Annotated in this window: 18 protein-coding genes and 1 pseudogene; 13 read left to right on the top strand and 6 right to left on the bottom strand. The window is 35.1% G+C overall.

What is annotated here, in order from left to right; translation table 11 throughout:
* Positions 1–2 precede the first annotated feature (2 nt).
* The 11 genes from dnaB to rlmH all read left to right on the top strand — a co-directional run bounded on the left by dnaB (position 3) and on the right by rlmH (position 12,612).
* The gene (dnaB, locus tag ACQCPR_RS19855; RefSeq protein WP_093495563.1) at positions 3–1,361 is read left to right on the top strand and encodes a replicative DNA helicase; all 1,359 of its coding nucleotides are present in this window, start codon (positions 3–5) and stop codon (positions 1,359–1,361) included.
* Positions 1,362–1,569: 208 nt separating this feature from the next.
* Positions 1,570–2,856, top strand: a complete 1,287-nt coding sequence (locus ACQCPR_RS19850) for an adenylosuccinate synthase (protein WP_090567362.1) — start codon at positions 1,570–1,572, stop codon at positions 2,854–2,856.
* 359 nt (positions 2,857–3,215) lie between these two features.
* A complete protein-coding gene (locus ACQCPR_RS19845) occupies positions 3,216–4,694 on the top strand; it encodes a peptidoglycan DD-metalloendopeptidase family protein (RefSeq protein WP_427137870.1) in 1,479 nt (492 codons plus the stop codon).
* Between the two features lie 201 nt (positions 4,695–4,895).
* Positions 4,896–5,600 (top strand): response regulator YycF, encoded by a 705-nt coding sequence (gene yycF, locus ACQCPR_RS19840; protein WP_427137869.1) that lies wholly within the window; start codon positions 4,896–4,898, stop codon positions 5,598–5,600.
* Between the two features lie 5 nt (positions 5,601–5,605).
* Positions 5,606–7,429: a cell wall metabolism sensor histidine kinase WalK gene (gene walK, locus ACQCPR_RS19835; protein WP_427137868.1), complete on the top strand. Its 1,824-nt coding sequence runs from the start codon at positions 5,606–5,608 to the stop codon at positions 7,427–7,429.
* Entirely contained in the window at positions 7,420–8,748 is a 1,329-nt protein-coding gene (locus tag ACQCPR_RS19830) for a YycH family regulatory protein (RefSeq protein WP_427137867.1), read from the top strand. Before walK ends, ACQCPR_RS19830 begins: the two co-directional genes overlap by 10 nt.
* On the top strand, positions 8,735–9,538 hold the full coding sequence (locus ACQCPR_RS19825; protein WP_427137866.1) for a two-component system regulatory protein YycI: 804 nt from the start codon (positions 8,735–8,737) through the stop codon (positions 9,536–9,538). The genes ACQCPR_RS19830 and ACQCPR_RS19825 overlap by 14 nt, the downstream gene beginning before the upstream one ends.
* 12 nt (positions 9,539–9,550) lie before the next feature.
* Positions 9,551–10,339, top strand: a complete 789-nt coding sequence (locus ACQCPR_RS19820; protein WP_090567380.1) for an MBL fold metallo-hydrolase — start codon at positions 9,551–9,553, stop codon at positions 10,337–10,339.
* A gap of 138 nt (positions 10,340–10,477) precedes the next feature.
* Positions 10,478–11,710, top strand: coding sequence for a S1C family serine protease (locus ACQCPR_RS19815; RefSeq protein ID WP_090567382.1), 1,233 nt, complete (start codon positions 10,478–10,480; stop codon positions 11,708–11,710).
* Between the two features lie 167 nt (positions 11,711–11,877).
* Positions 11,878–12,045: a CxxH/CxxC protein gene (locus ACQCPR_RS19810; RefSeq protein WP_090567385.1), complete on the top strand. Its 168-nt coding sequence runs from the start codon at positions 11,878–11,880 to the stop codon at positions 12,043–12,045.
* Positions 12,046–12,132: 87 nt separating this feature from the next.
* Positions 12,133–12,612, top strand: coding sequence for a 23S rRNA (pseudouridine(1915)-N(3))-methyltransferase RlmH (gene rlmH / locus ACQCPR_RS19805; protein WP_427137865.1), 480 nt, complete (start codon positions 12,133–12,135; stop codon positions 12,610–12,612).
* Positions 12,613–12,713: 101 nt separating this feature from the next.
* Here the strand turns inward: rlmH and ACQCPR_RS19800 are convergent, their stop codons facing one another.
* The 4 genes from ACQCPR_RS19800 to ACQCPR_RS19785 form a co-directional block, all read right to left on the bottom strand.
* The gene (locus ACQCPR_RS19800) at positions 12,714–13,166 is read right to left on the bottom strand and encodes a hypothetical protein (protein WP_427137864.1); all 453 of its coding nucleotides are present in this window, start codon (positions 13,164–13,166) and stop codon (positions 12,714–12,716) included.
* A gap of 787 nt (positions 13,167–13,953) precedes the next feature.
* On the bottom strand, positions 13,954–15,162 hold the full coding sequence (locus tag ACQCPR_RS19795; RefSeq protein WP_427137863.1) for a GGDEF domain-containing protein: 1,209 nt from the start codon (positions 15,160–15,162) through the stop codon (positions 13,954–13,956).
* 357 nt (positions 15,163–15,519) lie between these two features.
* Complete coding sequence (locus ACQCPR_RS19790) at positions 15,520–16,347, bottom strand: hypothetical protein (RefSeq protein ID WP_427137862.1); 828 nt, start codon at positions 16,345–16,347, stop codon at positions 15,520–15,522.
* Entirely contained in the window at positions 16,337–16,861 is a 525-nt protein-coding gene (locus ACQCPR_RS19785; protein WP_427137861.1) for an RNA polymerase sigma factor, read from the bottom strand. The genes ACQCPR_RS19790 and ACQCPR_RS19785 overlap by 11 nt, the downstream gene beginning before the upstream one ends.
* A 611-nt stretch (positions 16,862–17,472) precedes the next feature.
* Between ACQCPR_RS19785 and ACQCPR_RS19780 the strand changes: the two genes are divergently transcribed.
* Positions 17,473–18,549, top strand: coding sequence for a helix-turn-helix transcriptional regulator (locus tag ACQCPR_RS19780; RefSeq protein WP_427137860.1), 1,077 nt, complete (start codon positions 17,473–17,475; stop codon positions 18,547–18,549).
* Between the two features lie 208 nt (positions 18,550–18,757).
* Here ACQCPR_RS19780 and ACQCPR_RS19775 read toward each other — a convergent pair.
* Both ACQCPR_RS19775 and ACQCPR_RS19770 read right to left on the bottom strand, forming a co-directional pair.
* Positions 18,758–18,904: pseudogene (locus ACQCPR_RS19775) on the bottom strand (phage tail protein); the annotation flags it as partial.
* Positions 18,905–18,925: 21 nt separating this feature from the next.
* Positions 18,926–19,405: a GyrI-like domain-containing protein gene (locus tag ACQCPR_RS19770; protein WP_090567405.1), complete on the bottom strand. Its 480-nt coding sequence runs from the start codon at positions 19,403–19,405 to the stop codon at positions 18,926–18,928.
* A gap of 107 nt (positions 19,406–19,512) precedes the next feature.
* Here ACQCPR_RS19770 and ACQCPR_RS19765 point away from each other — a divergent pair, with 107 nt between their 5' ends.
* Positions 19,513–20,475: a helix-turn-helix transcriptional regulator gene (locus ACQCPR_RS19765; RefSeq protein WP_427137859.1), complete on the top strand. Its 963-nt coding sequence runs from the start codon at positions 19,513–19,515 to the stop codon at positions 20,473–20,475.
* The last annotated feature ends 738 nt before the right edge of the window (positions 20,476–21,213 follow it).

Below are 21,213 nucleotides of genomic sequence, written 5' to 3'. Positions count from 1 at the left end.
CAATGAGCGATCCAATGTTGGACCGTGTACCGCCGCATAACCAAGAAGCCGAACAATCTGTCATTGGGGCAATATTTTTAGAACCACAAGCATTAATTACCGCTGGAGAAATCTTGCTCGCTGAAGATTTTTATCGTGTAGCACATCAGAAGATATTCCAGACTATGCTTCATTTAAGTGATAAAGGTAAGGCAATAGATGTTGTAACCGTAACGGAAGAACTTTCTGCAAAAAAAGAGCTAGAAGATGTAGGGGGAATTTCATATATTAGTGAAATTGCCAATGCAGTTCCAACCGCCGCCAACATAGCATATTACGCCAAAATTGTAGAAGAAAAATCTATTTTACGTCGTTTAATACGTGTAGCTACTACCATAGTAGAAGATGGTTTTACTAGGGAAGATGAAGTAGAAGCATTATTAGCTGAAGCCGAAAGAAAAATGATGGAAGTCGCAAGCCGAAAAAATGCTGGTGATTTCGAGCATATTAAAGACGTTTTAGTGGAAACATACGATAATATAGAAAAACTTCATACACGAAAGGGCGATGTTACCGGTATACCGACAGGGTTTAGAGATTTAGACAGAATTACAGCTGGTTTCCAAAGAAATGATTTGATCATTGTTGCTGCCCGTCCTTCTGTAGGGAAAACAGCATTTGCTCTGAATGTTGCGCAAAATGTAGCGACTAAAACAGATGAAAACGTAGCAATTTTTAGTTTAGAGATGGGTGCGGAACAGTTAGTTATGCGTATGCTTTGTGCAGAGGGGAATATAGATGCACAGGTACTTCGTACAGGAGCACTTACAACCGAGGATTGGCGTAAGCTTACAATGGCGATGGGAAGTCTATCAAATGCAGGTATTTATATTGATGATACTCCGGGTATTCGGGTAAATGAAATCCGTGCTAAGTGTCGTCGATTAAAACAAGAGTCTGGTTTAGGGATGATTTTGATTGATTATTTACAGTTAATTCAAGGTAGTGGAGGCAGCCAAGCTAACCGACAACAAGAGGTTTCGGAAATTTCCAGGTCCTTAAAAGGATTAGCTCGTGAATTACAGGTCCCTGTAATTGCCTTGTCTCAGTTATCCCGTGGAGTTGAGCAACGTCAAGATAAGCGACCGATGATGTCTGATTTACGTGAATCTGGATCTATTGAGCAGGATGCAGATATTGTATCTTTCCTGTACCGTGAAGATTATTACGATAAAGAAACAGAAAATCAGAACATGATAGAGATTATTATTGCTAAACAACGTAATGGTCCAACTGGAACTGTTACACTTGCGTTTGTTAAAGAGTTTAACAAATTCGTTAACATCGACTGGAGTCAACACCAAGCAGCACCCCCAGCGTAAATATGCAAGTGTCTAAGCTTTTTGGTAAGTACTTTTAAATAATAGTTAATAATGACAGAACTTGATGTTAAAAACACGAACAATAAATGTAATAGTGCATTTTGTGTTCGTGTTTTTGTGTTAAATCAGTTGACTAAGTGCATTTAGATTGGTACAATTACACTGTTTGAATCAGGACATATGAAATGTCTGACGGAGGTGCTGGCAAATGCCATCAGTAGTAGTAGTTGGAACACAATGGGGAGACGAAGGTAAAGGGAAAATCACAGACTTTCTATCCGAAAACTCAGAAGTAATTGCACGTTACCAAGGCGGTAATAATGCAGGTCATACAATTATTTTTGGAGGAGAAACGTACAAGCTTCACTTGATTCCATCAGGAATTTTCTATAAAGATAAAATTTCTGTTATAGGAAACGGAATGGTAGTAGATCCTAGAGCACTTGTGAAAGAACTAAAAGGATTGCATGAACGCGGAGTAACAACCGAAAACTTACGTATTTCTAATCGTGCACATGTTATTCTTCCATACCACTTAAAACAAGATGAAGTGGAAGAAGCTCGCAGAGGAGCAAATAAAATTGGTACGACAGGTAAAGGTATTGGACCGGCTTATATGGACAAAGCTGCACGTGTTGGAATCCGTATTGCTGACCTTCTGGACTATGAAGTGTTTAAAGAAAAATTAGAACTTAACTTACAAGAAAAGAATAGAATGTTTGAGAAGTTTTACGAAACAGAAGGATTTACTTCAGAGGAAATTTTAGAAGAATTCTATACCTATGGGCAAGAGATCGCCAAATATGTTACGGATACTTCAAAAGTATTAAATGACGCATTAGATGATGGTCGTCGTGTTCTATTTGAAGGTGCACAGGGAGTTATGTTGGATATCGATCAAGGTACTTATCCATTTGTAACTTCTTCAAATCCAGTAGCTGGTGGAGTAACAATTGGTGCGGGAGTAGGTCCAACAAAAATAAACCATGTAGTAGGTGTTTGTAAAGCATATACATCACGTGTAGGTGATGGTCCTTTCCCAACGGAGTTATTTGATGAAATAGGAAATCAAATCCGTGAAGTTGGTAAAGAATATGGGACAACTACAGGTAGACCACGTCGTATTGGTTGGTTTGACACAGTAGTAATTAGACATGCTCGACGCGTAAGTGGTTTAACTGATTTAACAGTTAACTCTATTGACGTATTGACTGGTTTAGATACAGTTAAATTATGTACTGCATATAAGTATAAAGGTGAATTAATTACAGAATATCCAGCTAATCTTCGTATTTTAAGTGAATGTGAACCAGTTTATGAAGAAATGCCTGGTTGGAGTGAAGATATTACTAACTGTAAATCTTTAGATGAACTTCCTGAAACAGCTCGTCATTACTTAGAGCGTATTTCTCAACTTACAGGAGTACAAATATCCATCTTCTCAGTTGGACCAGATCGTACCCAAACTAATATCATTACAAGTGTTTGGAAATAGTGAACAAAAAAAACCATCAAGAAGCATAAGCTTTTTGACGGTTTTTTGTCTGTTAATGTAGAAATTTGAAAAAGCTTCACTATGTGAATCTTCTATTATGACAAATATAACAAAGATTTTTACTGCTTTATGTATAAAATATGAATAATTTGGAGAAAACTAATTTATAAAAATCGAATTATTAGGTAAAAACGATTATATATTTCCATAAATTGAAAAAATAATGTAATATATGGAACCAATACTACAGTTTCTTTACAACCGTCTAGAAAGCTACACATCTTCATTTCAAATATGTTAAATTAGAGAAGCATGAAAATGATTGAAGATTTTACAGATAGTTTGGAAGGGGCTTTATCATGTTTTTGAAAAGTAAGAATGAGGAACAAAAGGTATCAAAACTGGATGTTCTTTCAAACGGAAAGTCAAATATGGTGAAAAAAGCAGCCGTATCAGTTTTACTTATCTCAAGTATTTCGTTTAATATGGCTTTTGCAAAAGAAAGTGAAAGCAATACATTAAAAGAAATATACCATATATATACGGATGGTCAATATGTAGGGGCTATTTCGGATCAAACCAAAATACAATCAATGCTCGACAAAAAGATTGAAGAATCTAGCTCCCAGTTTAAAAACATGACTTTAACAGCTGGATCTAATTTATCGGTTGTACCAGAACAAGTATTTACTCCCAATACAAATGACGAGACTACACTTCAAAAGCTGGATGGCTTAATAGAAGTAGAGGCAAAAGCATTTGCATTATCGATCAATGACGAGATGGCAGTCTACGTCAAAGACTTAGAGGCTTACGATGAAGCTTTAAGAAAACTAAAGTTACATTTTGTTTCAGAAGAAGAGCTGAACACACTGGAAGCTAGAAATAATACTAGTGAATCTTTACCCAAGTTAAAGGAAAATGAAACTCGTATTGCTAATTTAATCTTAAAAGAAAAAGTATCAGGAGTTACAGTAGACACAGCTCCTAATCGGATTGTTTCACCAGACGATGCTGTGAAACTACTTTTAGAAGGAACATTAGAAAAAGAGTTATATACTGTGGCAGAAGGCGATGTTTTAGGAACTATAGCTAATAAGCATAATTTAACATCTGCAGAACTTATAGCACTTAATCCTGGTGTAACGGATTCTACCGTATTACAAATAGGTCAAGAGTTAAATGTAACAGTTCTAAAACCACTTATTAATATAGAAGTACAGTATGAGAAAAAGGCAGTAGAAGCCATAATACATACGAAAAAAGTAGAAGAAACAGAGGATATGTATAAAGGTGATACGAAGGTAAAACAAGAAGGTTCGGATGGTCAAAAAGAGGCAACTTACTTAATTCGCAAAGAGAATGGAGTGCAAGTTGGTCAATCTATTGTAGAAGAAAAAATTCTTGTAGAACCAAAAGAGCATATTGTATTAAAAGGAACGAAAGTAATTCCTTCACGCGGCTCGGGTGTATTTGCTTGGCCAGCTGAAGGGGGATATATTTCTAGTAAAATGGGATATCGTTGGGGCCGTCAACATGAAGGTATCGATATTGCACGACCAAGTGGTTTTACGATAAAAGCGGCAGATAACGGAATTGTAGTTGCAGCTGGTTGGGATGGTACATATGGCAACCGTGTAATCATCGATCATCAAAATGGGTACAAAACAACGTATGCACATCTTTCTTCTATTACAGCGGAAGTAGGGCAAGTAGTCCCAACAGGCACTAAAATTGGTGTAATGGGAAGTACTGGGCGTTCTACAGGAACACATCTACATTTCGAAGTGGAAAAAAATGGTGTTAATGTTGATCCTTTAACTGTATTAAATAAATAATATATAGGAGACAGTCGCAATATGGACTGTCTCTTTTTTATGAATTTCCTGGGAAATAATTTGTCAAAGTAAGTCGAACTATAGCACCATCGCTTCTTGAGAGATGCATGAAGCCTAAAACAATGTTAAAGTTAATATTATTATTGTTAAAAATAATTCAATTGAGTTCAATATAGAATACGAGAATTAGGGGGACTAAAAATGAGTAAGAAAATATTAGTTGTAGATGACGAAAAACCAATTGCAGATATACTGCAATTTAACTTAAAAAAAGAAGGGTATCAAGTAGCCTGTGCATATAATGGTGATGAGGCCTTAAAAAAGGTAGAAGAGGATCAACCAGACTTAATGTTATTAGATATTATGCTTCCTAACAAAGATGGAATGGAAGTTTGTAGAGAAATTCGAAAAAAATATGATTTTCCTATTATCATGCTGACTGCAAAAGATTCAGAGATAGATAAAGTGCTGGGACTAGAGCTAGGTGCAGATGATTATGTTACAAAACCATTTAGTACAAGAGAATTAATCGCTCGAGTTAAAGCAAATATGCGTAGACACCAAACTATTCAAGAGGATGCAGAAGTATTGACAAATGAAATAGTTATTGGTCCACTGACTATTCAACCAGATGCGTATCTGGTGTTAAAAAGGGAAGAAACAATAGAGCTTACGCATCGAGAATTTGAGCTATTGCATTACTTGGCAAAACATATAGGACAAGTCATGACTCGTGAACATTTACTACAAACTGTATGGGGGTATGATTACTTTGGTGATGTCCGTACAGTAGATGTAACAATTCGAAGATTACGTGAAAAAATTGAAGATAATCCAAGTCATCCAATATGGATAGTAACTAGAAGAGGCGTAGGCTACTACTTAAGAAGCCCTGAACAGGAGTAGAAAGAATGCACAAGGTTGGGTATTTTAAATCAATTCACGTTAAGATTGTGGTGATTTATGTATTGCTGATCGTTATTGCGATGCAAATTATTGGGTTATATTTTGTTCGTGAGCTAGAGAAGAAGTTAAGAGAGAATTTCCAAGAATCAATTACTGACCGTGTTAGCTTGTTAGAATATAGTGCAAGAGAAGAAATAATTAAAATAAGAAGCGAAGAAGACCAAACAAAAGAACAAAGTTTACGTTCTATTTTGTATGATCTTAATTCTTCTGATATTAAAGAAGTTCGTGTAATAGATGTTAAATATCAGATTTTGGCAACCTCCGATTCAAACAATCAATCTATAGTAGGTCAAAAATCAATGGATGACTTAGTTCGAACATCCATTACCGCAAAAGCACCTTTTGACAATTTAACGATTGATCGAGAAAGCGGCCATAGAATTTGGATTTTAGCCACGCCTATTATTTCAAAGGGCGAGGTAGTTGGAACATTATATATAGAATCTAATATTGAAAATGTTTTTGGACAGATGAATGAAATAAATAAAATTCTTGCTGGCGGTACGGCGGTTGCTTTAGTTATTACCGTTATATTAGGAATACTAATTGCCCAGACAATTACACGTCCAATTTCCGATATGAGACGACAAGCTCAAGCCATGGCAAAAGGTAACTTTTCCAGGAAAGTTCGGGTATATGGTAGTGATGAAATCGGACAACTGGCAATTGCTTTTAATCATCTGACGAATAGACTGCAAGAATCTCAATCTACAACGGAAGCAGAGCGAAGAAAGCTAGCCTCCGTATTAACCAACATGACAGATGGAGTATTGGCAACTGATCGTAAGGGTAGAGTTATCTTAATAAACGATCCTGCTCTTAGATTATTGCGTATACCAAGGGAAATGGTATTAAATCGTCCGATTATATCGGTACTTGGAATAGACTCCGAACACTCATTTGAAGATTTAATACATTTAAAAGATGCACTTAACTTGGATTTAAGTTCCAGTGAACGACCGTTTATTTTACGTGCCAATTTTTCAGTTATTCAGAAAGAAACTGGCTTCGTTAACGGTTTAATCGCAGTATTACACGATAATACAGAGCAAGAAAAAGTGGAAATGGAAAGAAGAGAATTTGTAGCGAATGTTTCACATGAATTACGTACACCTCTTACTACAATGAGTAGTTACTTGGAGGCATTGGCTGATGGTGCTTGGAAAGATGAAGAGATTGCTCCATCTTTTTTACAAGTAACTCAAACAGAAACCCATAGAATGATAAGACTTGTAAATGATTTACTCCAATTATCTAAAATGGATAGTAGAGATTATGATTTGAACAGAGAGATAGTTAATTTCAATCAGTACTTCAACCGGATAATCGATAGGTTTGAACTCTCCAAATCGGAGAATGTTACATTTGTTCGTAGACTTTCCAATAATGCATATTATGTGGATATCGATACAGATAAATTAACACAGGTAATAGATAATATAATTTCAAATGCGATTAAATATTCTCCGGACGGTGGGAACATACGATTTGGAGTAGTGGCAACTGATTCAATTTTAAGAGTAATGATATCCGATGATGGTATGGGAATTCCTTCCGAAAATGTAGATAGAATCTTTGATCGCTTTTATAGAGTAGATCGGGCAAGGGCAAGATCTATGGGAGGTACAGGGCTAGGCTTAGCAATTGCCCGGGAAATGATTGAGGCCCACGGAGGTAGAATATGGGCAGAAAGCGAAGAAGGACATGGAACGACTGTTTTCTTCACATTGGATATTTTGACGGACGAGGAAGGTGAGTGGGATTGAAATATATTGAGCAGGTAAAGTCGATTGTTTTAATCTTACTTATTCTCCTCAGCTTTACTTTAACTTTTTCAGTATGGACTTACACTCCAGTCATTCCAACAAATGAAGCCGACATTGTAGATATCTCTATCGCTAAAAAAAAGAGTTTAGAAGAGACTATTAGACCTTATCGGATGATTATAAGTCAAGATAATGCGCTAAAAGGTTCTTTTGCAAACCAACCAATAGATTTCGTGATAAAAAAAATGAAAACCTGGGAAATTCAAACGGTGGAGTTAGCTAGCAATAAAGTAAATACTGATCAAATAAACGAATTCATCAAAAACCCTAATCGCGCAAGTTTCTTTTTTACAGCCGATGTTCCTATTGAAATATTTGGTAACATATTAAATTTTGCGAATCGAAATTTTCCAGAAGTATATGTCAATCGGTTAATAGTAGATTGGAATAACGATAGTCCAGATAGTATGACTCTGTATTTTATAAGCACATCACAGCAGAAAATATACTCGGCAACTGCAGAAAACGTCGACAAACTAGCATTTACCGAGCGTATTTTAGAGCAGGCAGAGACAATGCAAGTGTTTAATGAAATTGTAAGAGACAACAAATTATCGCTTTACGTTTCCTCAATACCGGAAAATATTTTAAGCTATAATTATTCGATCAAAGAGGTTGAAACAGATAAATTCAAAGATGCACTCTTCAACAATCCAAGTCTAGTTAGAAGTAATTCGGTCAGTATGAGTGAACAACAATACACAGATGATAGTGCATTAATGAATATAAATTTCTCTTATAAAAGTTTAAACTATGTTCATCCTGCTTCAGAGCATGAAAGTTCAGCAAATCCTGTTGATCTCATTCAAAATAGCTTGAATTTTGTTAATGAACATAACGGCTGGACAGATGACTATCGCTATTTTCGAATGAATACCGCCACTCGACAAATTAACTATCAATTATATTTTGCAGGCCTACCAGTTTTTAGTAGAGATACCTTAACAGAAATATCACAGTATTGGGGAGTTGACCGAGTATATCGATACTTTAGGCCCTATTACTCACTGAATGTTGCTATTCCTTTAGGAACAAGAGAAGTAGCTATGACCTCAGGACAGGCAATCTATAATTTTCTTTCTACTAAAACAGATGTTAATATAAGTTCCATTGATGATCTTGTAATAGGATATTATTTATCTCGAGATGATGATCAATCCTTATTCAATTTGGAACCTTCTTGGTACTATTTGGAGAGCGGAAGCTGGGTTCGAGTATCTCCGGATTTGTTGGGAGGTGCCAAGTTTGGATTGGAATAAAACAAAGACTATATTCATCATTGTATTTTCTATCTTAAATGTATTTTTACTTTCATTATATTTGAACCGCTATAATGAGTCCCAACAAATAGGTGTACGTAACGATACACCCATCGAGGAAAAACTTTATCTAGACAATATTAAAATCTTGGAAACGGATAACGAGGTTAAAGAGGCTTTTTATGTGTCGGGTAACGTCCATAATTTTAGTCTAGAAGAAATAGAAGAATTGGACAATCAAACAATAGAAATAAGTGCTAGTTATAAATTAGTCAGTACCTTTAAAGAACCTATAAAAATAACAGATGAAAATACTTTAGAAAAAATTGTACAGGAGCAAGTGATACAAGGCTCTTCCTATGGCGTATGGGAAATTGATGAAGAGAATAAATCAGCTATATTATTCCAGCAGGTAAACAAAAGACTCGTTTACTATAATACCAATGCAAAGCTAGTTGTTCACTGGAATGCCGAGAATGAGCTTATTGGTTATGAACAGACTATTCTTGATGACTTAGAAGATTATAATGTAGCGCAGAAATTATTGACCCACGTACAGGCAATTACTAGGTTGTATGATAACTCGCTTTTAAAACCAGATTCTAAGATAATAGAAATAGACTTGGGATATTCCACTTTAGCGCAATTTACAGAGACACAAGTTTTTGCACCAACATGGCATATCCTTGTGGAATTATTAGATGGAACAACTGAAGAGTATTTTGTAAATGCAGTAGAAGGAAGAGTTATTAAGATACCAAAAGAGACGGAACAAACAGTAGTAGAATAAGGAGTTTTAACAATGAAGTTCAGTGTATTAGCAAGTGGTAGTAGCGGTAATGCTGTTTATGTGGAAAATGAAGAGCATTCCTTTTTAGTAGACGTAGGACTAAGTGGCAAAAAGATGGATGAGCTATTTCAGGAAATAGATCGTGATATTAAAAAGCTATCAGGGATTTTTATAACACATGAGCATAGTGATCATATTAAAGGATTAGGGGTCTTAGCTAGAAAGTATGGAGTTCCTATTTTTGCAAATGAAAAAACCTGGTCTGCAATGGATCCGCTTATCGGAAAAGTTCCACTAGACCAGCGATTTCTATTTGATATGGAAACAGTAAAACAGTTTGGGTCCATTGATATCCAATCTTTTGCTGTATCCCATGATGCAGCAGACCCGATGTTTTACATTTTTCACGAAAACGACAGGAAGCTTGTTTTAATAACAGATACTGGTTACGTGAGCGATCGGATGAAAGGTCTTATTAAAGGGGCAGATTCCTTTGTCTTTGAAAGCAATCACGATGTTAGTATGCTGCAGATGGGTCGTTATCCTTGGTCAGTTAAGCGAAGAATATTAAGTGACGTGGGACATGTCTCCAATGAGGATGCTGCAGTTGCCATGAGTGAAGTAATTGATCTGAAAAATACGAATATCTACTTATCACATTTAAGCAAAGATAATAATATGAAGGACCTGGCTCGTATGAGTGTGGCACAAACACTTCAGTCCTGTGGTGTGATTGCAGGAGAATATGTACATCTTCATGACACGGATGCAAATAAACCAACAGAGCTAGTGCATGTCTAAAAAATTCGAAGTTCCAAATACTATGAATGAATAGTATTTGGAACTTTTATTTATTTTTCAAGTAATTTTCATCTTATTTTAATGTGGAATGGGTACATTGTTAATACAGGATTATTAGAAACAGAGAGGAAGAGAAAGATGGATACAAATAACCCATATGGACCACAGCTACCTAATGAACAATCTCCAATAGAACCCGAAAAACGAGGAGGGAAAAAGCGAGGAGTTGCTGGCTATTTCTTTAGTGGGCTAGCAGGTGTATTAGTTGGTGCATTACTTGTTTGGTTTTTAATACCTTCCGTGGTGACCAACCTACCTTCAAACAGTGAAACAAAATCGAGTGAAACAATCAAACAAACTGAACAGCTTTCAGTAGATGTCACGACAGATGTAACAGGTGCTGTAGAAAAAGCTTCTAGTGCCGTTGTAGGAATAACGAACATTCAATCCGTTACAAACTTCTGGAGTCAATCAGAAGCTACTCAGGATGCAGGCACAGGATCAGGTGTTATTTATAAGAAAGAAAATGGCAAAGCATATGTAATTACAAATTATCATGTTATTGAAGATGCAAAATCAGTGGAAGTAACATTGGCTGATGGATCTAAAGTAGAAGCAAGTATTGTAGGCGGAGATATTTGGTCAGATTTAGCGGTTCTGGCAATTGACGATGCCGGTGTAGAAGCGGTTATAGAATTTGGAGACTCAGAAGTATTAAAGCAAGGTGAAACTGTTATTGCTATCGGTAACCCATTAGGACTTGATTTTTATGGCTCCGTTACGACAGGTGTGGTATCAGGTAAAGATCGTGCGGTACCAGTTGATTTAAACGGAGATGGTTTAGAGGATTGGCAGTCAGAGGTCTTACAAACAGACGCAGCGATAAACCCTGGTAACAGTGGAGGAGCTTTAATCAATTTGGCAGGTCAACTTATCGGTATTAACTCGATGAAGATATCTGAATCTACAATTGAAGGAATGGGTCTAGCTATTCCAGTCAATACGGCTATTCCAATCATTGAGGATTTAGAGCAAAATGGAAAAGTAAATCGTCCATCGATGGGAATAACCCTTATTGACTTGACGAATGTTCCTGCATTTCATCAAAAAGAAACTTTAAAACTACCAGGGGAAGTTACAACTGGTGTAGTAGTTGACGAGGTAGTGGAAGGAACTCCAGCTGCATCAGCAGGGATGAAATCATATGATGTTATTGTAGAAATGGATGGAGAAAAAGTAGAGAATACGATTGAGTTACGAAAACACTTATACAATGAAAAGGAAACTGGAGACGAACTGAAAGTAAAAGTATACAGACAAGGAAAGTTAGTCGAATTAACACTCGTTTTAAAAGAATCATCTGAATTATAAACATGTGGATAACTTAATAATGTAAATAATAGATTTACACAGCGAGTAGGGAAAGAAAGGCTTGTCTTTCCTACTCGTTTTTTGTTTGGTAAAATAGGTTGTGGATAACGATAGGTGTTTTGTGTATAACTATTAAAAGTATTCCGACAACGAAAGGAGAGATAAAAGTGAGAATATTCAGTTGCGAAAACCATATAAATCACGCTTTAGACATGTTTGTAGCGGAACAAAAAACATTTCCAATGCTAGAAGAGATTAAGAATGAAGAAAAGTTATCCACAGTTTGTTCATACTGTGAAAGCTCTGCATTATATATTGTGGCTAATGAAAATTGAAACACAATATGTAGATAAGTGCTGTGGATATGTGTATAAGTGATGTGTATAACTTGTTTGTAAACAAAATGTAAAGGTGGATAACCTGTGAATATACAAATTGTATCGGTGGGAAAATTAAAAGAAAAGTATTTAAAAATGGGGATAGAGGAATATACAAAGCGATTAGGTGCATATGCCAAAATCGATTTAGTGGAAGTACCAGATGAAAAAGCACCTGAAAATTTAAGTGAAGCCGATATGGAAATTGTTAAGAAAAAAGAAAGTGATCGAATTTTAGCTAAAATAGGATCGGACACATATGTAATTGCCTTAGCAATAGAAGGGAAAATGAAAAGTTCGGAGCAGCTAGCAAACGATATGGAATCTCTCATGACTTATGGTAGAAGTAAAATCGCTTTTGTCATTGGCGGATCTCTTGGTTTACACGAAGATGTAATGAAACGTTCTGACGAAAAATTGTCCTTTAGTAAAATGACATTGCCACATCAGTTAATGAAGTTAGTGTTGGTAGAGCAGGTTTACCGAGCTTTTAGGATTATGAAGGGTGAGCCGTACCATAAGTAAGTGCGGTTTTTTTTGAAAAATAGCAACAGCACCACTCCAAAATAAATGGAAGGTGCTGTTTTCGTTTAGTAAACATTTGTTGCAAGTAGGCTTATTTTCTCTTACTCTAATGTTTTTCCCATCAATAATGAGGCAAGGATTGTATTTAATTTTTCTTCTTCCATTTTATAAGTGATGTTCTTACCACCAGCTAACCCATCTTCTACATATATTATAAAACCATTGTCATATAAATGATATTCAATATAATATTGCAAGCCGTCCTCCATAAATCTTATTTTCGTATAATTTTCACTCATCGATAAACGCTTCGTTTTCTTTAAATCTAATTTATTAAACGTCTTTAGCATTTGTTGTACTTCATCATCATGAAAGCTTGTATATACTCGTTTTTCCGGATATTGTACAATCGACAATGAATTAAGACGTTCCGGCGTTACAAATTGAAAATCTTCCAGAATTTTCGATGTTTCACTAAGGTGATATTGTTCCACCAAATAATAAGTTAGAAACAAAATAGGTATCATGATTACGCTTAATATAATTTTTCGCACCATAGCCACTCCCTTTCTCTTACCTACGTAAAATAATGGAAAAAGTTTCGGTTATGAAAATTCCTAGTTAATATGATGAGGAGAACCGTATCATAAGTAAGTGCGGTTTTTATTTCACGATTATTTGTACAGTCTTACTAATTGGAAGTAAGGCTGTTTTATTTTTTATTAAATGTTAAAATAAGGTAATGTAAATTAGTTGAAAATTATTTAATAATGAAAGGATAGCTTTATATGGTTAAAAAAGAAGATTTTTAAATTGATATTAAAAACAGAGCAAAAGATATCTATAAACAATTTCGGTATCTTGTAATAGAAGCTCTTAAAAATGATACATCAAACTATAGTTTGGAATTTTATCTTAAAGTGTATTCAAGTTTGTGGGAAAATGCTTATAGGCTTGCCAGTAAGGAATGTTGTTAACTAATTAATGGTAAGGGTGACCCGTGGAGGCTTGGAATCTGAAGACGGACGTCTCTGAATTAGTTACTAAAAATACTTAACCCCCTAATTAGTTGCATTATGAGTAAATAAGAAGTGAAAGAGGAAGGGGGTTAATCTATCTCTTTCACTTTTATAAAATATAATAATCGATAATTATTATTTAGAAAATGTTAATTGTCTTTACTTTATTATATAAACTAAAATTAGCCACATCATAAATGACTTAGAATATAGTTGAAATTAAAGTATTTAGAATACTTGCTTACGTTTTAAAAAACCAATAAGTAATCTTCTGAGAGAGTTATTCTCTCTCTACTAATAAAAAATGAACAATCATCGGCAGTTATTTGCTTACACAGTTTCTACCTTTTTTCTTAGCTCTGTAAAGAGCCTTGTCAGCTCCTTTTATTACATCGCTGGAATTCTTATATGTACTGTTTTTCTCACATACTCCTATGCTTATAGTAACAAATAATTGGCTTAAATTTTCACGTTTTGATTTTGAGCTTTGAGCTTTTGATAATTTTCTGGTGTATCCTGATTTGGATATTTGTTCACGTAATTTTTCCAAATGAGGAAGTACATCATTCATAGATTTACCTGGAAACAGAATTGTAAATTCTTCTCCACCATAACGAAAGGCTTTTCCCCCACCTGTGACCTTCACTAAATTAGAAGCTACCAATTTTAAAACATCATCTCCAACATCATGTCCATGTTTATCATTGAATTTTTTAAAAAAATCAATATCAATCATCGCAATAACATATTTATTTCCCAGTTTCATCAAGTTCTCCCTAAGGGAGCGGCGGGAAGGGATTCCTGTAAGCTCATCAAGATATGCCATGGAGTAGGAGTCCTCAATAATGCTAATAATTAACATTATACCGGCGGAACTTAAAAATATAGAAAAAGATATTTCATCATTAATGAAATAGAGAGCTGTGATAATAGATATAATAACCCAAACTAGTCGTACCTCAAAGACACTATTTTTCACATAGCCTTTTATTATAAAATATATTAACGTGAATAGGAAAATTGCCAAAGCTGTTTGATTTATAATAGTTCTCTCTAAAGGGAGATTTATGAATTGATAATTCAATACCTTTTGTATTGACGAATTATTGGATATAGCAATTTTATATATAACAAACAGCTCGATTAGTAAAAGAGTTATACGTATTTTTCCCCAAAAGGAGAATAAGCCTCTTTCCTTTAAGTGCAAGATAGTAAAGATATTAAGAGGGATAAGCAAGCACATCAAGGAATAAAGGTCCTGAGAAAAAGTTGAGTTATTTCTTGATAATTCTAAGTAATAGTTCAAAAACAGTTCAGATAGGATAAGCAGTAAAGTTATCAGGAAAACCCTTCCTTGATTAAATCGAATGCTTAAGGCAATTCCTAACCCCAAAATGACGTATGAAGTATATTCAATGACAAGTATAACTGGGGGTGTGAAGTAAGGAATGTTTTTGATTAAGAAATAACATCCTAAGAGAATAAAAATAGAAATAATAGATGAAAAGACAGTTTTAAAATTAATTTTCACTTAAGCTTAACTCCTTTAATTGTGTGGTCATATTATACTATTTGTAGCTTAAGAAGCTAAGTTGTCGATTAAGACTATACAATAAATTTCGGCTATTCAAATAGAATCTTTAACTTTGAAAATTATAGAAATAGTGTTGTTCCTAAATGCTTATTGTTAACGCTGACGATAAGTAATAACAGTAAATACTAAATAAGTAAAACCTCATTCAGATAAACTAAGGTGAGCCATATCATAAATAAGAATAATTACAAATTAAGCCATCGAACTAGTAATGTTCCTAGTCTGATGGCTTGTTTCTTGTTTTACTTGATGTTAAAAAACACTACAGCAGATATCTAATTTGCATAAGCACGGTTAAGGAGTAAAGAGATTGTTGATTATTGCCACTAGACGCCACGCACTTTCTTCATCTTGTTCGAAAACCAGGTTGAGACTTCTCCAATCCATTCCACTATATTGTTCGGTACCAGCATGATAAAACTCAACAATTTTTGAATCAGGAAAAACCGTTTTTAAATAATTGGTAGGGTCCACTTCTAGATTTTGTGTATCGACAAAGACTTCATCCGATTTAAAGAATCGCTTTACTTGAAGATGCTTGTCGAAATAGTCCGCTGGCGTCAATTGTATTTCCATGTTCGCTTCTCCATAGCCCCACAAATACGTTGCCTCACTTTCTAATAGTGATGGTACCTCATTCTTTTCAAATCTTACTGTATCGTCCATCACAGAAAAATAAGGCGAAAACAGTAAACCTTTCTCAGTGTGTACATGACTGGACAGTACATCCATATCATGGTCATAGATCGCTTGAAGAATCTCTGTAGCTTGTTGCTCGAGCAGGAGGGGATCATACAAATTGTTGTCCTCTTCTTCGCCAGGCGTCTGTTCGATTTCTTGGTCAACGTCCTGATTAATGGGTATAGGATTCTCTCCACCGGATGAGTTTGGATTATCATTTAATAGATTTACGGTTAGAATACTAATTATTATGACAGCCGCTGCCGTAACAATCCCTACTTTGGCTTTAATGAGAAACACTCCTTTTCGTTTTTGTCGGATTTCAGAATCTTCAATGGTGTCCATCACTTGTTGATGGAGGAGAGCTTGAGTAGACTGGCTCATGTGATATGACGGAAATTCGTTTAATTTCTCCTGGACATTTTTTAGACTATCCTTCATGAGATTCCCTCCAATTCGGTTCATTTTGTAATGCCTTGACTGCACGATGATAGTTGGTTCGAACTGCGGTTTCTTTGCATCCTAGTATTTGTGCTGTTTCACTCACGGACAATCCTTGAATGCCCCTTAAAATTAGCACATCCCGATATTTCTTTTTTTGCTGATTGATCCTACTGTACAATTCTTGTTTCTCCTCATGGCCTATCAGAATTTGCTCAGGAGAAAATCCGATGTACTGATCCAAAGTTTCCTCGTGGAAAGCCACATTCGTTCGACTGATCTTCGTTTTGTTCTTTCTCGCTTTGTCGATGGCTAGATTACGGGCAATGCTAAAGAGCCAAGTTTTGGGCGTCGCATGGTTTCGGTAGGTGCTCATACCTTTAGCTGCCTTAATAAACACTTCTTGTACGAGATCTTCTACATCACGAGTTCCTGAATAGTAAACTAAAAAATTGAAAACATCTTGGCTATAGAGAAAAAACCAATTGGAAATAATCTCTCTTTCGTTTTGCATTAATTTTGATCCTCCTATATAGGTCTCTGCTTATTAGACGATTTTTATTTCATGATGTGTCAAAAAATGGCGCGATAAGTTTTTTGTTCTAAACACTGGATGGATTTTACTCCAACAAGGAGGTAATAGATACACGTATTGGAGAATTTGATGGAGGTGTTATTATGAACCAAAGCTGAAACGCGTGACAGCATATATATGGGCTAGATTGTCTGTTTTATTGTGTATTCTCATCTCACGAAATAAAGGGTACTTCCTGGTTAGCAGGTGTTCCCTTTTACGATAGGGGATTACATGGTCTTTGTTGAACTAGTTGCTAAAAGTAGAGGCTTCATTAGATTTATATTTAAGTGCTCTATAAAAACTGCATTTTTACATGGTAAGGTGAACCGTATCATAATTATTAAAGAGAACCACCTAAAACGTTTAATTCACAACGTTTTAGGTGGTTCTGTTCGTTATTAAATATTATTTCATTTTGTTAAAAGTATGCAGTACATTCAAATAAAATAGCTTTATCAATCTATAATCTATTATGGAGTAAAGAAATCACAACAACTATCAAATGAGAGTAAATTTCACAATCTATACTATAAGTAGGGGTGAAGCAAATGAATGATTATATACAGTCCATGATTGAATGGATAGAAGAGCATTTAACAGGTACATTTTCTTTAGATGCATTATCAAAATATATTGGGTATTCTCCTTATTATTGTTCTTTTAAATTTCATCAAGCAACAGGTATAAGTATGCGGAGATATGTTTTACTTAGAAAACTATATTTATCGACAGAGAATTTAGCTAAAGGGTGGAAGGTGATTGATATCGCGATTGAATACGGTTATTCCTCGCAAGAAGCCTATAGTAGAGCATTCAAATCGGTATTTGGGGTCAGTCCCGGTGAAATGCAAATTAATCAAAGACCAGTTCAATCATATGCGAAGCTGACATTGATGCAAAAAGGAGAGGGAAAAAATATGAACTTTAAAGAAGAAGTAAAACAATTACAAAATAAAAAAGCAGAGTTATTTGATACTGATGTTTTAAATATTTTTAATGGCCAAAGAATGTATGATGAATTTCATTCGAATAAAGTAATGGGTAACTCGGGTTATGTTCCATTCAATGAAGCAATGTGTGTGCATCCAACTTCAAAACGTATATTTGATGACCAATTTATTCAGCTACGTGCTGAAGGACATCAAAGTTCAGTAGAAAGTTATAAAAAAATGGTTATAGAGCCATTGAAACCTCTATTTCAAAATTACTATAATTACATTGTTGTATGGTTTGGAGAAGATGTATTTTGCCAGATGAATCTTTTAACAGTATTAGCTTATCTAGAGCAGTCTAATTATAAAGGTAAAGTATTTTTAAATAGTTTTCGAGATGATGAATTTAAAGTAAATCAAACGGAACTTCTTTTAGGTAACTATCTAGATGTATATGAAGAAGTATTTCTACATCAACAGAAGCCATCTTTCAAATTATTACCAGTCATGTATCAAGCTATTGAGCTACATTTAAGTATGTTAGCTGAAGACAACAGCGTAAAGAAATATATTAAAAATAAGGATCATCTATCCGAGTTTGAATTGGTGAAACAACTGATTTCTGTATTTCCGACACTTGGATACGGTGACCTTCAATATATTGAAATAATAAAGCAAGTACGTAAAATTTAAAACCGTGATTAGAGAAGTTAAGCAGAACAAAAAAATAACAGCACCCTTTTATTTGAATGGAGGGGCGCTGTTTTGTAATTTGAATAATTAGATGTACATTTGTTGTTTGTATAGGTTGTTAGTTTTTTCTTGCAAAGAACTTGATTTTTTTGTTCAATTGGGGTTTTCTTATTCAGGGAAGAAAGGGTATGACCAAATATAGAAAATGACTAGCCGGTGCAACCGTAAATTCATGTTTGTATTTGTTCATGAAGTAACGGGCTTCATTAGCACGTAAACCAGCAATAGTTTCTGCTACAGATGAAGACTCTAAACCAACAGTAGACACTTTTTTAAAATCAACGATATAAAACATTTCCCTCGCATCTTTTAAACTTTATTTCCTAACAACAGGTATCCACATTTCACCAAATACATAGCCGTTTCGCTGTCCCATCTCGACGGTTGCATTTGGCCCACCAACATAGGCAAAATTATTTGCTTCTGGCAACACTTGCCCAAAAGCAATGCCAGAAAGCTTATTACTCAACTCTTCAGCTGTCTGTCCTTCCCCTTTAACAACTAGGTATTCTCCCTTGGGAAATTCGATAATCCTGGATTCTTCTGAGACTGTTGCTTCCGTCATGACGCCGGCATAATGCATCATTTTATTATTCACGGCTTCATTCACGGCAAAAATGTAGTCATTTGTTGAGATTGCTTTTAAAGTATCAAGCCTTCCATCTTCTTTGACCGCTAACCAAAAATCAGACTTTTCTTTAGATATGCCAGCAAAGTCAGTGTAATCACTCTGAAGCTCAGTTCCCAAACCTAAAACAGTAAAGCGATCTTTTTCTTCAAGGCTATAATTTTCCATACTCAAAACCTTCCTTTTTTTATTTTTCAAATGAATTGTGTTTTTCACTTGATAATTATATGATAGACCTAAACCATGTCAAAAAATGGTACTGTTTAGGAGTTCCAATGAAAAAAGTTGAACGAATTAACATCATCATGCGCTATGTAAACAATCGCTCCCACTTTACAATAACTGAAATTATGCGAGAATTTGATATCTCTCGTTCGACAGCCATTAGAGATATCAGAGAAATTGAAGCCATGGGCATGCCACTTGTCGCTGAAGTTGGAAGAGATGGCGGCTATTTTGTCTTGAATAACTCTATTCTACCCACTATTCGCTTTTCCGATAACGAGGTTAAAGCTCTTTTTATCGCCTTTATGGCCACAAGAAATCAGCAACTCCCCTATCTAAAGATTCGTCAGTCTTTAGCAGAAAAATTACTAGGCCTCATATCAGAAAACCAGCAAGATGACCTCCTTCTTTTAAATCAAATCTTGCTATTTGAAGGGACCAACCCATATAACCCTGATCTACTAGATTTGTCAGACCTTCCACATCCCATGTTAGAAAAACTTATCCAAGTACTTTTATTAGACCGCTATTTATTGATTACCATAAAAGAAGAGAAGGAAATAAAGGCATACCATATTTATCTTTTATACCTTTATCGTGAAAAAAGCTTCTGGCAAATTGAGGTATTTGATTTTGAAGATGAAAAGAGGAGAATTTTTCCTGTCGACATTCTGATTGATATCAAACCAGATCATACGAAAAACAGAGTAAGCAAGAAAAAGATTTTAGAAAAACTAAGTAAGCTAGAAGAAGTAAGCAACCTTGTCCTAGACCTTGGTCCAAAGGCAATTGCTCAGTTCAAAAAATACCATCCATTAAAATTTTCCATTTCATACACGAATCCTTACCAAACCACAGCCATTCTAAAGACTTTTATCAATGTAAATAATTTAGAAGAATTGACTGAAATAGCAAATTGGCTACTTTTCCTAGGGGGAGATATCAAGATTAGGGAAGTGCCAGAAGAAGTCTTAGAAGTTTTACAAGAGAGATTATATCTATACTACCCGTAAAAATTACCATTTTTAGAGATTTTGTTACATTATGGTGAACCTTATCATAAGAAAGTGCGGTTTATAAAGGAGACCACCTGGAACGTTGGTATAACAACGTTCCAGGTGGTCTCCTTTATATTATGCAATTGTCAAATCGAACGATGCTGAAGCAAAAGAAAAATATAGAGATGCCTAATTGAACAAAATTTATCGTTTTTTTTAAAATATACTACTGTATATGTCGGATTTTGTAGGATTCGATAAGTATCCTGTAAAATACTAATATAAAGCTACCTCCTACGCGTGAAAGCGCTACCAAGTTTAGAGGGAAACTTATTGTTGATGAAAAAATTAAAATTTACTAAGGCATATTAAATTTTTACCGTGCTAATACTAGGATTTATTGTTGGAGTATAAGGATGGTCCTTGTATATCGGCATTAGTTTAGGTTGAGTCTTTTGTGTAAGGAAAGAGTTGCAGTCTTTGGATAAGTAAATCTACAGTGAGACGATTGCAACTCGTCAAAGCATTTTTACCGTGCAGATGGGCTCGGTGTCACATATGTGTTTGAGAGAGAAACGAAATTCGAATTATGCCGTGATTAGCAGGCTGCGTTCATTCAGCACATATGTGAAAATGACAAAACGACAAGCTTTAACATATCCAAGGTTAACTAAGATATTGATGATAGCAGCTGAACGGTTCGGCTGGGGGAACTTTATCAATGGAGCGGTAAAGGCTTTTTAGAAAGGTGAA

The organism is Psychrobacillus psychrodurans (genome assembly GCF_050209195.1).
Classification (GTDB): domain Bacteria; phylum Bacillota; class Bacilli; order Bacillales_A; family Planococcaceae; genus Psychrobacillus; species Psychrobacillus psychrodurans.
This window is presented reverse-complemented; position numbering and strand designations above follow the sequence as displayed.